Raw genomic sequence first — 12,848 nt, 5'->3', positions numbered from 1 at the left:
GAGGATGTAATGGGTGAGAGACGTTTCGACCCTAACGGCGGGCAGGACGGGAGGGAACCAGTTTGTGCCCGGACACACGACTCCGCCCGCGTCCGGACCGGACGCGGGCGGAGGTGGCGGGTGGGTCAGCGCTGGAACTGCACGGGACCGCTGTTGGCGGCCAGCTGCTCAAGCCGGGCGACCCGCTCCTCCATCCGGGGGTGGGTGGAGAAGAGCGCGGCGATGCCGCCACCCCGCTTGAACGGGTTGTCGATCATCAGGTGGGCGGTGCTGGTCAGCTGACCCTGCGCGGGCAGCGGACGCGTCTGGGTACCCATGTGGATCTTCTTCAGGGCGCTGGCCAGGGCCAGCGGGTCCCGGGTGAGCTGGGCGCCGGAGGCGTCCGCCTGGAACTCCCGGCTCCGGCTGATCGCCAGCTGGATCACGGTGGCCGCGATCGGGCCGAGGATCAGGGCGAGCAGCAGCACGGCCGGGTTCGGGGCGTCCTCGTCGTCGCCACCGCCCAGCGGGATGAACCAGGCGATGTTGGCCAGCGCGGTGATGATGCCGGCCAGGCCGGCCGCCACGCTGGAGATGAGGATGTCCCGGTTGTAGACGTGCGACAGCTCGTGACCGATCACCCCGCGCAGCTCCCGGTAGTCCAGGATCTCGGTGATGCCCTGGGTGACGCAGACCGCCGCGTGGGCCGGGTTGCGCCCGGTCGCGAACGCGTTGGGCTGCGAGGTCGGGCTGACGTACAGGCGGGGCATCGGCTGCCGCGCCTCGGTGGCCAGCTCACGGACCATCCGGTACAGCTCGGGGAATTCGGCCTCGCTGACCGGTTGCGCCCGCATCGAGCGCAGCGCCAGCTTGTCCGAGAAGAAGTAGGACACACCGTTCATCAGCAACGAGACGACGACGGCGATGACGAGGCCGCCGCTGCCGCCGAACCAGTAGCCGACCGCGAGGATCAGCGAGGTCAACAGGCCGAGCAGCGCTGCGGTCTTCAGACGGTTGTGATGCACGATCACTCCTTCGGTGCGCGGGCCACGCGGGACCCGCTGACCGGTCCAACGTCACCGGTACCCGTCAACCATCCTGCTCATGACTGTGAGTTGGCTGGAGGTCGCTGTGGGCGGGCTGCGAGCGCCGCCTCGCGCGGTTTGCGGCGTGTCGCGGCATCCCTCGGCCGGGACACCGCTCACCGCGAACCGCGCGGTCGGGGTGCAAGGGTGCGAGGGATTCGAGACGGCACGCCCGGGGTCCGAACGTGCGGCCGGTGGCGAAAATGCCGGCGAGGTCGCGACGGGGGGCGGCGAGGCGGCGAGGCCCAGCAGCCCGGAGAAGGGGTCAGCGAGCGGCGAGGTCGAGGACGAGCTGCGGGGCGAAACCCACCACCACGGCCAGCACGGTGGCCAGGGCCAGCGCCGTGGTGACCGTCCAGGCCACCCGAACGCTGGCGGCCGGCACCCCGCCTTCCTCGCCGGACCGGTCGTCCCGGGCGTCGCCGGCGTAGAGGGTGGCGGCGAGGCGCAGGTAGTAGGCCAGCCCGATCACCGCGTTGACCGCGACCACCAGGGCCAGCCAGCCGGCGCCGCCGGTCAGCAGCGACCGGACCACGGTGACCTTGGCGAAAAGACCGGCCAGCCCCGGCGGCAGGCCGGCCAGGCCGATCAGCGCCAGCGCGAGGGCCGCCGCCACCCACGGCTGTCGGCGGGCCGACCCGCGCAGGTCGTCGACCGTGCCGCCGTCCGCGCCGGCCGGGCGCAACGCCACCAGCGCCGCGAAGGCCGCCAGCTCCAGCAGCACGAAGAAGACCGCGTACGCGACCGCGGCGGCGTACGCCTCCGCCCGGGCCTCGTCGGTGCGCCCGGCGGCCAGCGCCAACGCGCCCAGCGGGGCCAGGATGTAGCCGGCCTGGGCCACCGACGACCAGGCGAGCAGTCGGACCGTCCGCCGCTGGCGCAGCGCCACCAGGTTGCCGACCGTCATGGTCAGCACGGCGAGCAGGGCGAGCACCGGGCCGGTGACGTCGGCCGGCAGTGCGCGCTGCACCACGGCGAGCAGGGCCACCACCCCGCCGAGCTTGGAGGCGGTGGAGAGGTACGCGGCCACCGGCAACGGCGCGCCGTCGTAGGTGGCCGGCGCCCAGGCGTGGAACGGTACCGCCGCCACCTTGAACGCCAGCCCGAGCACCACCAGCGCGACGGCGGCGGTGGCCAGCGGCAGGTCGAGCAGCTCCGGGCGGTCGCCGAGGATCGCGCCCAGCCGGTCCAGGTGCAGCCCGCCGGTGACCGCGTAGAGCAGCGCCGCGCCGAGCAGGGTCAGGGTGGTCGCGACCACGCTGACCACGAAGAAGGTGACCGCCGCCTCGGCACTGGCCAGGCTGCCCCGGCGCAGGCCGACCAGCACGTACAGCGGCAGGGTGAGCGTCTCCAGCGCGACGATCAGGGTGATCAGGTCACCGGCGGCGCCGAGCACCACGCCACCGGTCATCGAGCAGGCGAGCAGGAAGCAGAACTCCCCCGGCGGCGTCGGCCCGCCGCGCAGCAGCGGCCCGGAGAGCCCGAGCACCCCGAGGGTGAGCAGGGCGAAGACGGCGGCGACCAGGGCCGCCCGGCCGTCCAGGACCCAGGAGCAGTCGGCGCCGACGCAGAAGGTCCGCCGGGTCTCCCCCGCGCCGACCAGCGCCGCGCCGGCGGCGGTGGCGACGGCGCCCGCGGCGGCCACGGCCACCGTCGCGCCGCGCCGGGCCACCAGCAGGTCGGCCAGGAGCACGAGTACGGCGGTGCCGGCGGCCAGGTACGCCGGCAGCAGCGCCACGTTGTCCACGCTCTGCACGAGACTCATGCCGCCCACTCCCGCCGCCCGGCCACCCGGCCGCCTCCGACCGCGACCGTCGCGCCGCACGTCCGACGCGCGACGGTCCACCTCCGCCCACGACCGCGCGGCCCCGCCGTGCCGCCCGTACCCACCGCGCCGCCGCCGACCGGGGTCCGCGCGCTCACCGGAGCACTCCCACCAGTGCGTCGACCGGACCGGTGGCGAGGCCGAGCACGAGCGTGGGCGCCAGGCCGACCGCCAGCGCGAGCAGCACCAGGGGCGCCCAGGCGGTCAGCTCGGCCCCGGCCAGCCCGGGCGCGAGCCGGCCCACCGCCGGGCTGGGCCGCCCGTGGGTGACCTGCCGCAGCAGCCGCAGGAAGTACGCGGCGGTGAGCGCCCCGCCCACCGCGGCCAGCACGGCCAGCGTGATCCAGAGCGGCCCGCCCCGCCGGACGGCGGCGAAGACGGCGAACGCCTCACCCCAGAAGCCGGCCAGCCCGGGCAGGCCGAGCGAGGCCACCGCGGCGAAGCCGAGCAGCCCGGCGAGCCGGGGCGCGGTCTCCCGCAGCCCGGACAGCTCGGCGAGCGCGCCGGTGTGCGTACGGTCCTTGACCGCCCCGGCGAGGAAGAAGAGCAGGCCGGTGATCACCCCGTGCGCGATGTTGCCGATCAGGGCCGCCTGGATGCCGGTGGCGGTCAGCGTGGCCACCCCGAGCAGCACGAACCCCATGTGACCGACGCTGGAGTACGCGATCAGCCGCTTCAGCTCGTCCTGCGCGAGGCAGACCAGGGACCCGATCAGGATCGCCGCGACGGCCAGCACGCCGAGCACCGGCGCGGCCCAGCGGGCCCCCTCCGGGGCGACCCCGACCGCGACCCGGATCAGGCCGTACGTACCCATCTTGAGCAGCACCCCGGCGAGGATCACGCTGCCGACGGTGGGCGCCTGGGTGTGCGCGTCGGGCAGCCAGGAGTGCAGCGGCCAGAGCGGGGCCTTCACCGCGAAGGCGAGCCCCAGCAGGGTGAACGCGGCCAGCTGGGTGCCCCGGGACAGCCCGGCCCCACCGGTGAGCGCGACGATGTCGGCGGTGCCGGCGGCGGCGACGACCACGTAGACGCCGACCAGCAGCAGCACCGAGCCGAGCAGCGTGTACAGCGCGAACTTCCGCGCCGCCCGACGCCGGTCCGCGCCGCCCCAGCCCGCGATGATCGCGTACATCGGAAGCAGCACGACCTCGAAGAACGCGAAGAAGAGCACCAGGTCGAGGGCGAGGAAGGTGCCGAGGATGCCCACCTCGACCACCAGCAGCAGCGCCACCAGCGCCCGCCCGCTCCCGCCGGCCGGCACCCGCCAGAGGGTGTAGCCGCAGCAGAGCAGGGTGAGCAGGGCGGTGAGCACCACCAGCGGCCAGGAGATCCCGTCCACGCCGAGGTGGAAGCGCAGGTCCAGGCCGGGTACCCAGGGCAGGTCGAGCTGGTGCCACGGCTGCACCGCCGGCGCCGGGCCGTAGCCGAACCAGCCGTGGTCGCCGAACACCAGCAGCACCGCGCCGACCAGGGTCAACGCGGCCACCGCCGTGCCGACCAGTCGAGCCACCCGATCCCGGGGCGTCACCGCGACCAGGACCGCACCGACCGCCGGCAGCGCCAGCACCGCGACCAGCAGGAACTCTCCGAAGCTCACGGCACCACCTCAGTTCGCGACTGCGGGCTCACGGCAGTCCTCCGATCAGGACGGTGGCCAACCCGATCAGCAGCGCGCCGGCCAGCACCGCCGCCGCCGCGCGGGGCAGCGCCGCCCGGTGCAGCGCGGCCAGGCCACCGCCGAGGCCGGACGCGCCCCGGCCGCTCCCCTCGACCAGGCCGTCCACCCCCACCTCGTCACCGGTACGCGCGAGGCGGGCGAGCGCCCTCGCCGGGCGTACGACGAGGGCGTGCTGGACGTCGTCGAGCCGGAACGCCCGGGCGAAGACCGGCCGCAGCGGGCCCAGCACGCGGGCCGGGTCGGCGGTCGGCTCCCGGCGCCAGCCGGCCCAGGCCAGCCCGGCCCCGAGCAGCAGCAGCGCGGTCGGCAGCAGCAGCGCCGGCCCGACGTGGACGAGCAGCGCCTCGCCCGGTGCCAAGCTCGGCACGGTCGGGAAGAGCAGCCGGTGCGCGAACGCCTGCCCGAAGCCGACCAGTCCGAGCAGCGCGGCCGGGACCGCGAGCAGCAGCACCGGCCAGCGCATCGCGGCCGGCGGGTCGTGCGGGCGCAGCAGCGGCATCCGGGGCTCGCCGAGGAACGTGCGCAGCAGCAGCCGGGTGGCGTACCAGGCGGTGATCACGACGCCGACCAGCCCGGCGAGCCAGACCAGCCAGCCGACCCAGGCCGGCGCCGGGCCGGTGCCGTCCAGGGCGGCGGCCTCGGCGACGGCGAGCACGCCGTCCTTGCTCCAGAACCCGGACAGCGGCGGCACCCCGGCCAGCGCGCCCAGCCCGATCAGGGTGCACCAGAAGGTCACCGGCATGCCCCGGCGCAGGCCGCCCATCCGGGACATCAGCGTGCTGCCGACGGCGTGGATCACCGCACCGGCGGCGAGGAAGAGCAGCGCCTTGAAGGCGGCGTGGGTGAGCAGGTGGAACAGCGCGGCGGCCGGCGCGCCGACGGCGAGCGCCCCGGTCATGTAGCCGATCTGGGAGACCGTCGACCAGGCGAGCACCCGCTTGAGGTCGTCCTGCGCGGTCGCCGCGAGGGCACCGAGGAGCAGGGTGATCGAGGCCATCACCCCGAGCACGGCCAGCGCGGTCGGGGTGGCCTCGAACAGGGGGTAGAGCCGGGCCACCGCGTACACGCCGGCGGCGACCATGGTGGCCGCGTGGATCAGCGCGGAGATCGGGGTCGGGCCGGCCATCGCGTCCGGCAGCCAGGTGTGCAGCGGGAACTGCGCGCTCTTGCCGGCCACCCCGGCCAGCAGCAGCAGGCAGGCGGCGGTGAGGATGCCGGTGGCGTGGTCGTGGGCGAGCACGTCGGCGATCCGGAAACTGCCCGCCGAGACGCCGAGCAGCGCGATGCCGAGCAGGAAGCCGACGTCGCCCACCCGGGTGACCAGGAACGCCTTCATCGCGGCGGCCGGCGCCTCGGGCAGCCGCCGGTCGTGGGCGATCAGCAGGTAGGAACAGAGGCCCATCACCTCCCAGCCGACCAGCAGCATGACCAGGTCGCCGGCGACCACCACCAGCAGCATCGCGGCGGTGAAGAGGCTGATCTGGGCCGCGTACGGCGGGTAGCGGTGGTCGACCTCGACGTCGTCGTGCGGGCCCCGCTTCAGGTAGGCGGTGGAGTAGACCTGGACGGCCAGCGCGACCGCCGCGACGGCCGCCGCGACCAGGGCGGCGGTGCCGTCCAGCCGGACCCCGAGGGTGACCCGCAGCCCGCCCAGGTCGATCCAGGTGGTGGAGGTCTCGACCGGGTCGCCGACCCGGGCCAGCAGGACCAGCGCGATCAGCAGCGCCCCGGCCGCGCCGGCCACCCCGAGGCCGATCGCGACCCGTCGGGCCCGGTCCTCCCCGGTGGCCGCGCCACGCGGCGACGGCGGCAGCAGCAGCCCGATCAGGCCGGCCACCATGGGTACGGCCGGCAGCGCGGCCCCGAGCAGCCCGGTCACCGGTCCCCCTCCGGCCGGCCGGCGGGCCCGCTTGACGACCGCTCGACCACGGCCGCCGCAGCGAGCGGCTCGGCCGGCACGAGCGCCACAGCCTCGGTCAGCGGCACCTCGTCCACGGCGACGCTGGCCCGCAGCCGGTAGAGCTGGAGCACGATGGCCAGGCCCACGCCGATCTCGGCGGCGGCCAGCACGATCACGAAGAGCGCGAAGACCTGCCCGCCGTGCGGCAGAGCGGCCTTCGCCGTGGTGTCGGCGGTGACCAGGATCAGGTTGACGGCGTTGAGCATCAGCTCGACCGCCATCAGCACCAGCACCGCGTTGCGGCGGCGCAGCACGCCGTAGACGCCGAGGCCGAAGAGCAGCGCGGCGGTGACGTACGGGATGACGGGTCTCACCGGCGGCCGCCCTCGTCGGGGCGGCGGCCGATGTCGGGGCGAGAAAGGACGATCGCGCCGACCAGGGCGGCGAGCAGCAGCACCGAGAGCACCTCGAACGGCAGCACCCAGGAGCGGAAGACCTGCTCACCCAGGCGCTCGGCGGTGCCCGCCGCCGGCAGCTCGACCCGCGTCCAGCGGAACGCGTCGACCAGCAGCACGGCCAGCCCCAGCCCGCTGCCCGCACCGATCAGCGCGGCCGGCCAGCCGGGACGGTCCAGGTCGTCGGAGGCGCCGATCGGGGCGCGGGTCAGCATCACCGCGAACAGCAGCAGCACCACCACCGCGCCCACGTAGATCAGCACCTGCACCCAGGCCACCAGCTCGGCGGTGAGCACCAGGTAGTCACCGGCCAGCGCGCCGAGGCAGACCACCAGGTAGAGGCCGGCCCGCACCAGGTGCTTCGTGCCCACCACGAGCACGCCCGCCCCGACCGCCACCGCGCCGAGGGCGAGCAGCAGCACGTCCGCACCGGTCATCAGGGCGTACCCCCGTCGGCGGCGGTGTCGGACTCGGGGCGTACCACGGTGGGGCGGGCGGCGGAGCTGGTCGGGGCCGCGGCCCTGCGCGCGGCGGTGGCCTCCTCCTTGGCCGGCTCGCCGTTGTGGTCGTGCGCGGGCGGCGGTGGGACCGTCCCCATCCACTGGCCGAGGTGGTCCTTGTCGTGCAGCAGGTCCTTGATGTCGTACTCGGCGTACTCGAACTCCGGCGACCAGTAGAGCGCGTCGAACGGGCAGACCTCGACACAGATCCCGCAGTACATGCAGAGCGAGAAGTCGATGTCGAACTTGTCGAGCACGTTGCGCTGGCGGGGGCGGGCGGCCCCGGCCACCACCACCTCCTCCTTGTGGGAGTCGATGTAGATGCACCAGTCGGGGCACTCCCGGGCGCAGAGCATGCAGACCGTGCAGTTCTCCGCCAGCAGCGCGATCACGCCCCGGGAGCGGGGCGGCAGTTCGGGGGCGACGTCCGGGTACTGCTGAGTGGTCGACCGGCTGGTCATCGTCTTCAGCGTGACCGCCAGCCCCTTCACCAGCCCTTCGCCGGGAATGCCGCTGCGCTCGCTCATGACGCTCATCCTGCCCTGTGCCCCCGGCGCGCGCGACCACCACCCTTCTGTTGGCGGCGCCAGCTCGACGCCGCCGAGCGGAACCCGTCGCACTACCGCCCGCACGAGGTGCTGCTGGTGGTGGAGATCGTCTTCGAGGGCTCCCGAAGCGTGGACCGGATCACCCCCCGCCGCGCGTGACCTGATCCGGGGCTCCGCCGCGGCCCGTGCCGGCGTTCCCCGCGAAGGGCGCCGGCGCGGGGCCGCGGTCGTTCCCGCCGCAGCGGACCGCGGACCGGCGCCGGAGGCGGATGCCGGTACGAGCGTGATACCTCAGCGGCATCTTGATGACTCAGGGGTATCACACTCATCCGCCCTCGCGTCGCCGGCGAGGTGACCGTGAGTGACGGAGCCGGCGAGCGAGGCGCCGGGCGCCGGGTCAGGTCGGCGGCAGCATCTCCACGCCGAGCTGCTGGAGGAGCTGGAACAGCTCGTTGACGCTCCATACGTCGACGATCCGCCCCTGGGTGTCGAAGCGCAGGAACGTCGCCCCCGAGTAGCTGACCACCTGCCCGGTCGGCGGCACCGGCCCGAACTGCCCGGCCTGGGTGCCGGCCGCCCGCCAGCGCACCGCCACCCGGTCGCCGGTGGCCACCACGTCAACGATCTTGTAGCGCAGGTCGGGGAAGGCCGCCCGGCGGTCCCGGTGCCAGGCCAGCGTCGCCTCCGGCCCGGCCCCGCCGAGCCCCGGGCAGTCCGCCCCGATCAGCTCGTACACGGACTCCTCGCGCCCGCCGTTCCACACGTCGGCGACGAACCGCCGCGCCAGCGCCTCCAGATCGATCACCCGGGCAGCCTAGCCGGGGCGCGCCGGGGCGAAGTGCGGCCGTGGGACCACGGAGTCACCGGGCCGGGGCGCGGGAGATCGGCAAAGATGGAACGGGACACGACGAACGGACTCCAGGGGGCGACGTGGGCGAAGCGGCAGGCGGGACGAGCGGCGGCAAGTACGTCGAGCCGGGCGGTGAGTTCACCCGCGACCAGCGCTACATCGCCACCCGGATCACCGCCGACGGGCGGGACGGCTACCCGGTCGAGCCGGGGCGGTACCGGCTCGCGGTCAGCCGCGCCTGCCCCTGGGCGAACCGGCTGATCATCGTGCGGCGGCTGCTCGGGCTGGAGGACGCCATCTCGATGGCGGTGGCCGGGCCGACCCACGACGCCCGGAGCTGGACGTTCGACCTGGACCCGGGCGGGCGGGACCCGGTGCTCGGCATCGAGCGGCTCCAGGAGGCGTACTTCGCCCGCTTCCCCGGCTACGAGCGGGGCATCACCGTGCCGGCGATCGTGGACGTGCCGACCGGGCAGGTGGTCACCAACAACTTCGGGCAGATGAGCCTGGACCTGTCCACCGAGTGGACGGCGTACCACCGCGAGGGCGCGCCGCAGCTCTACCCGGAACGGCTGCGCGACGAGATCGACGAGGTGAGCGCGGTGCTGTTCCGGGACGTCAACAACGGCGTCTACCGGTGCGGCTTCGCCGGCAGCCAGGAGGCGTACGAGAAGGCGTACCACCAGCTCTTCGACCGGCTGGACTGGTTGACCGAGCGGCTGGCGGGCCAGCGCTACCTGGTCGGCGACACCATCACCGAGGCGGACGTGCGGTTGTTCACCACCCTGGTCCGCTTCGACCCGGTCTACCACGGCCACTTCAAGTGCAACCGCAGCAAGCTGACCGAGATGCCGGTGCTGTGGGCGTACGCGCGGGACCTGTTCCAGACCCCCGGCTTCGGCGACACGGTCGACTTCGACCACATCAAGCAGCACTACTACGAGGTGCACCGGGACATCAACCCGACCGGCGTGGTGCCGCTCGGCCCCGACCTGTCCAACTGGCTCACCCCGCACGGCCGGGAGGAACTCGGCGGACGGCCCTTCGGCGACGGCACCGCACCGCCGCCACCGCCGGCCGGCGAGCGGGTCGACCCCGCACACACCCCGCTGCGCTGAGCGGAGTCCGCTAGAGCGCGACGCGCACGGCGGCGGTGAGGACCAGCTGGGCCAGGGAGAGCGGCACCAGCACCAGCCAGCAGAGGCGTTGCAGCTGGTCCTCCCGCAGCCGCGGGTACGAGACCCGCAGCCAGATGATCACGAACGAGACCGCGAAGACCTTCAGCAGCGTCCACAGCCAGCCGAGCTGACCGTCGGCGAACGGGCCCTGCCAGCCGCCGAGGAAGAGCACGGTGGTCAGCGCGGCGATCACCACGATGCCGACGTACTCGGCGAGCAGGAAGAAGGCGAAGCGCAGGCCGGTGTACTCGGTCATGTAGCCGAAGACCAGCTCGGAGTCGGCGATCGGCATGTCGAACGGGGGCCGCCGGATCTCGGCCAGCCCGGCGACGAAGAAGACGAACATCGCGGGCGCCTGCCAGAGCAGCCACCAGGGCTGCCACGCCTCGACGATGCCGGAGAGGCTGAGCGTGCCCGCCGCCATCGCCACCGAGGCGGCGGAGAGCACCAGCGGCAGCTCGTAGCCGAGCAGCTGGGCCGCCCCGCGCAGGCCGCCGAGCAGGCTGTACTTGTTGGCCGAGGCCCAGGCCGACATCAGCACCGCGACCACGCCCACGCCCACCACGGCGAGGACGAAGAAGAGGCCGATGTCCAGCGGCTGCCCGACCAGGTCGTCCGGGCCGAGCGGGATGACCAGCAGGACCAGCAGGTAGGGCACCAGGGCCACCACCGGGGCGAGCCGGAACACCGCCCGGTCCGCCTCGCGCGGGGTGACGTCCTCCTTCTGCACGAACTTCACCCCGTCGGCGACCAGCTGCGCCCAGCCGTGGAAGCCGCCCGCGTACATCGGGCCGAGCCGGCCCTGCATGTGCGCCATCACCTTGTGCTCGGCCTGGCCGACCACCAGCGGCAGGGTGAGGAAGGCGACCAGCACGCCACCGACCCGGATCACCAGCTCCAACCAGGTGGGCATCAGGCCGTACCTTCCTCGTCGCGCGGCGCCGGGCGGTCGCCGGTCGCGGGCTCTCCGGCCGCCGCCGGGCCGTCGCCGGTCGCCCCGGCCGTCGGGGTACGCGCCGCCCGCGCGCCCGGAGCCGGCCGGGCGGGCCGCTCCCGGGCCGGACGGGCCGGGACACCGCCGCGCGGCCCCTCGCCCACCCCGGCCGCCCCGGCGGGCGTCGGCGTGGTGCCCCACTCCCCCGGCGCGGGTACGCCCGGCGGCCGGATCGGCCGGCGACCGCCGCCGGCCTCCGACTCGCCCGGCTCCTTCGCCCCCGGCCAGGGCTTGGCCACCCGGGAGGCGAGCACGAACTCCTTGCGCAGCGGGTGCCCCTCGAACTCCGGCGGCAGCAGCAGCGGGGCCAGCCCGGGGTGGCCGGCGAAGTCGATGCCGAACATCTCGTGGGTCTCCCGCTCGTGCCAGGCGGCGCCCGGCCAGAGCTCGACCACCGAGGCCACCGTCGGCGACTCGCGGGGCACCCGGGTGCGCAGCAGCACCCCGTGCCGGCGGGTGGTCGACCAGAGGTGGACCACCACGTCGAACCCGGCGGCCAGCTCGTCCACGGCGGAGAGCCAGTCGAAGAAGTCGCAGGCCAGCTCGGCGTCGTCGCGCGCCGCGCGCAAAGCGTCCGCCCAGCTCGCGAGGGGTACGTCGACGGTGGCGCGGGCGTGGGACTGACCGCCGGAGACCGACGCGGTGGCCTCGACCGGCGCCAGCAGCGCGACCACCCGCTGGCCGACCTCTTCCGGAGTCATGCCGCTGATCCTAGGGCCGCCGGCCCACGGCCGTGTCGGGCCGCCCGGGCGGGCATCTGGCCGCTTTACCCGGCGGGTGGCCGCCGGAGGGGGAAAGATGGTCACCGTGCGCGCTGTCACTGTGACTCCCGGAATGCCCGACTCGCTGCGACTCGTCGACGACTGGCCCGAGCCGGCGCCCGAGGAGGGCGCGATCCTGGTCGAGGCGCTGGCGGTCGGCATCTGCGGCACCGATCTGGAGATCGCCGCGGGCGAGTACGGCGAGGCCCCGCCCGGCCAGGAGCGGCTGGTGCTCGGGCACGAGTCGCTGGGCCGGGTGCTGGAGGACCCGACCGGCACCCTGCAACCCGGCGACCTGGTGGCGGGCGTGGTCCGACGCCCCGACCCGGTGCCCTGCCCGAACTGTGCGGTCGACGAGTGGGACATGTGCCGCAACGGGCGGTACACCGAGCACGGCATCAAGGGCCTGCCCGGCTTCGCCCGGGACCGGTGGCGGATCCAACCGAAGTTCGCCGTCGGCCTGGACCCGGCCCTCGCCCCGGTCGGCATGCTGCTGGAACCGACCAGCGTGGTGGCGAAGGCCTGGGACCACATCGAGCGGATCGGCGCCCGCGCCGAGTGGAAGCCGCAGACCGCGCTGGTCACCGGCGCCGGACCGATCGGCCTGCTGGCCGCGCTGCTGGCCACCCAGCGCGGCCTGGCGGTGCACGTTCTCGACCGGAACACCACCGGCCCGAAGCCGGACCTGGTCCGGGCGCTGGGCGCGACGTACCACACCGTGCCGGTGGCCGAGCTGGACTTCGAACCGGACGTGGTGGTCGAGTGCACCGGCGCGCCGCCGGTGCTGCTGGACGCGATGCGCAAGGCCGGGCCGATCGGCATCGTCTGCCTGACCGGCGTCTCCAGCGGCGGCCGGACCATGGACTTCGACGCGGGCGCGCTCAACCGGGACCTGGTACTGGAGAACAACGTGGTCTTCGGGTCGGTGAACGCCAACCGGCGGCACTGGGACCTGGCCGCCCAGGCGCTCGCCCGGGCCGACCAGTCCTGGCTGAACTCGCTGGTCACCCGCCGGGTGCCGGTGTCGGCGTACGCCGAGGCGTACACCCACACCGGCGGAGACATCAAGACGGTGCTCGACTTCACCGCCTGAGC

General features: G+C 74.4%; 12 protein-coding genes. 2 read left to right on the top strand and 10 right to left on the bottom strand.

Translation table 11 applies throughout. The features are described 5' to 3' along the window. Window positions 1–125 precede the first annotated feature (125 nt). The 8 genes from htpX to GA0074696_RS06215 form a co-directional block, all read right to left on the bottom strand. Window positions 126–1,004, bottom strand: a complete 879-nt coding sequence (htpX, locus tag GA0074696_RS06250) for a zinc metalloprotease HtpX (protein ID WP_088964388.1) — start codon at window positions 1,002–1,004, stop codon at window positions 126–128. Between the two features lie 325 nt (window positions 1,005–1,329). Next, a complete protein-coding gene (locus GA0074696_RS06245; protein WP_088960222.1) occupies window positions 1,330–2,829 on the bottom strand; it encodes an NADH-quinone oxidoreductase subunit N in 1,500 nt (499 codons plus the stop codon). A gap of 154 nt (window positions 2,830–2,983) precedes the next feature. Beyond that, entirely contained in the window at window positions 2,984–4,486 is a 1,503-nt protein-coding gene (locus GA0074696_RS06240; RefSeq protein ID WP_088960221.1) for a complex I subunit 4 family protein, read from the bottom strand. Between the two features lie 28 nt (window positions 4,487–4,514). After that, entirely contained in the window at window positions 4,515–6,407 is a 1,893-nt protein-coding gene (locus GA0074696_RS06235) for an NADH-quinone oxidoreductase subunit 5 family protein (protein WP_088964387.1), read from the bottom strand. A gap of 35 nt (window positions 6,408–6,442) precedes the next feature. Then, the gene (nuoK, locus tag GA0074696_RS06230; protein WP_231925280.1) at window positions 6,443–6,841 is read right to left on the bottom strand and encodes an NADH-quinone oxidoreductase subunit NuoK; all 399 of its coding nucleotides are present in this window, start codon (window positions 6,839–6,841) and stop codon (window positions 6,443–6,445) included. After that, window positions 6,838–7,359, bottom strand: coding sequence for an NADH-quinone oxidoreductase subunit J family protein (locus GA0074696_RS06225; RefSeq protein ID WP_088960220.1), 522 nt, complete (start codon window positions 7,357–7,359; stop codon window positions 6,838–6,840). The genes nuoK and GA0074696_RS06225 overlap by 4 nt, the downstream gene beginning before the upstream one ends. Next, complete coding sequence (locus GA0074696_RS06220) at window positions 7,359–7,949, bottom strand: NuoI/complex I 23 kDa subunit family protein (protein WP_172894198.1); 591 nt, start codon at window positions 7,947–7,949, stop codon at window positions 7,359–7,361. Before GA0074696_RS06220 ends, GA0074696_RS06225 begins: the two co-directional genes overlap by 1 nt. Window positions 7,950–8,367: 418 nt before the next feature. Next, the gene (locus tag GA0074696_RS06215; RefSeq protein WP_088960218.1) at window positions 8,368–8,775 is read right to left on the bottom strand and encodes an ester cyclase; all 408 of its coding nucleotides are present in this window, start codon (window positions 8,773–8,775) and stop codon (window positions 8,368–8,370) included. A gap of 125 nt (window positions 8,776–8,900) precedes the next feature. Between GA0074696_RS06215 and GA0074696_RS06210 the strand changes: the two genes are divergently transcribed. Next, window positions 8,901–9,938 carry a glutathione S-transferase family protein gene (locus tag GA0074696_RS06210; protein WP_088960217.1) on the top strand — a complete coding sequence of 346 codons (1,038 nt, stop codon included), beginning with the start codon at window positions 8,901–8,903 and terminating at the stop codon, window positions 9,936–9,938. 10 nt (window positions 9,939–9,948) lie between these two features. Here GA0074696_RS06210 and nuoH read toward each other — a convergent pair whose 3' ends face one another. Together nuoH and GA0074696_RS06200 are read right to left on the bottom strand one after the other, a co-directional pair. After that, on the bottom strand, window positions 9,949–10,911 hold the full coding sequence (gene nuoH / locus GA0074696_RS06205; protein WP_088960216.1) for an NADH-quinone oxidoreductase subunit NuoH: 963 nt from the start codon (window positions 10,909–10,911) through the stop codon (window positions 9,949–9,951). Then, complete coding sequence (locus GA0074696_RS06200; RefSeq protein WP_088960215.1) at window positions 10,911–11,693, bottom strand: NADH-quinone oxidoreductase subunit C; 783 nt, start codon at window positions 11,691–11,693, stop codon at window positions 10,911–10,913. The genes nuoH and GA0074696_RS06200 overlap by 1 nt, the downstream gene beginning before the upstream one ends. Window positions 11,694–11,799: 106 nt before the next feature. Here GA0074696_RS06200 and GA0074696_RS06195 point away from each other — a divergent pair, with 106 nt between their 5' ends. Next, window positions 11,800–12,846, top strand: coding sequence for a glucose 1-dehydrogenase (locus GA0074696_RS06195; RefSeq protein WP_172894196.1), 1,047 nt, complete (start codon window positions 11,800–11,802; stop codon window positions 12,844–12,846). The last annotated feature ends 2 nt before the right edge of the window (window positions 12,847–12,848 follow it).

This window comes from Micromonospora purpureochromogenes (assembly GCF_900091515.1).
GTDB classification, from domain to species: Bacteria; Actinomycetota; Actinomycetes; order Mycobacteriales; family Micromonosporaceae; genus Micromonospora; species Micromonospora purpureochromogenes.
This window is presented reverse-complemented; position numbering and strand designations above follow the sequence as displayed.

What these genes read in the sequence shown, in the direction of transcription:
- GA0074696_RS06235 (WP_088964387.1), bottom strand. Translation starts at nt 6,407, where the DNA reads ATGGTGGCCGGCCTGATCGGGCTGCTGCTGCCGCCGTCGCCGCGTGGC.
- GA0074696_RS06225 (WP_088960220.1), bottom strand. Translation starts at nt 7,359, where the DNA reads ATGACCGGTGCGGACGTGCTGCTGCTCGCCCTCGGCGCGGTGGCGGTC.
- GA0074696_RS06220 (WP_172894198.1), bottom strand. Translation starts at nt 7,949, where the DNA reads ATGAGCGAGCGCAGCGGCATTCCCGGCGAAGGGCTGGTGAAGGGGCTG.
- GA0074696_RS06245 (WP_088960222.1), bottom strand. Translation starts at nt 2,829, where the DNA reads ATGAGTCTCGTGCAGAGCGTGGACAACGTGGCGCTGCTGCCGGCGTAC.
- GA0074696_RS06200 (WP_088960215.1), bottom strand. Translation starts at nt 11,693, where the DNA reads ATGACTCCGGAAGAGGTCGGCCAGCGGGTGGTCGCGCTGCTGGCGCCG.
- nuoH (WP_088960216.1), bottom strand. Translation starts at nt 10,911, where the DNA reads ATGCCCACCTGGTTGGAGCTGGTGATCCGGGTCGGTGGCGTGCTGGTC.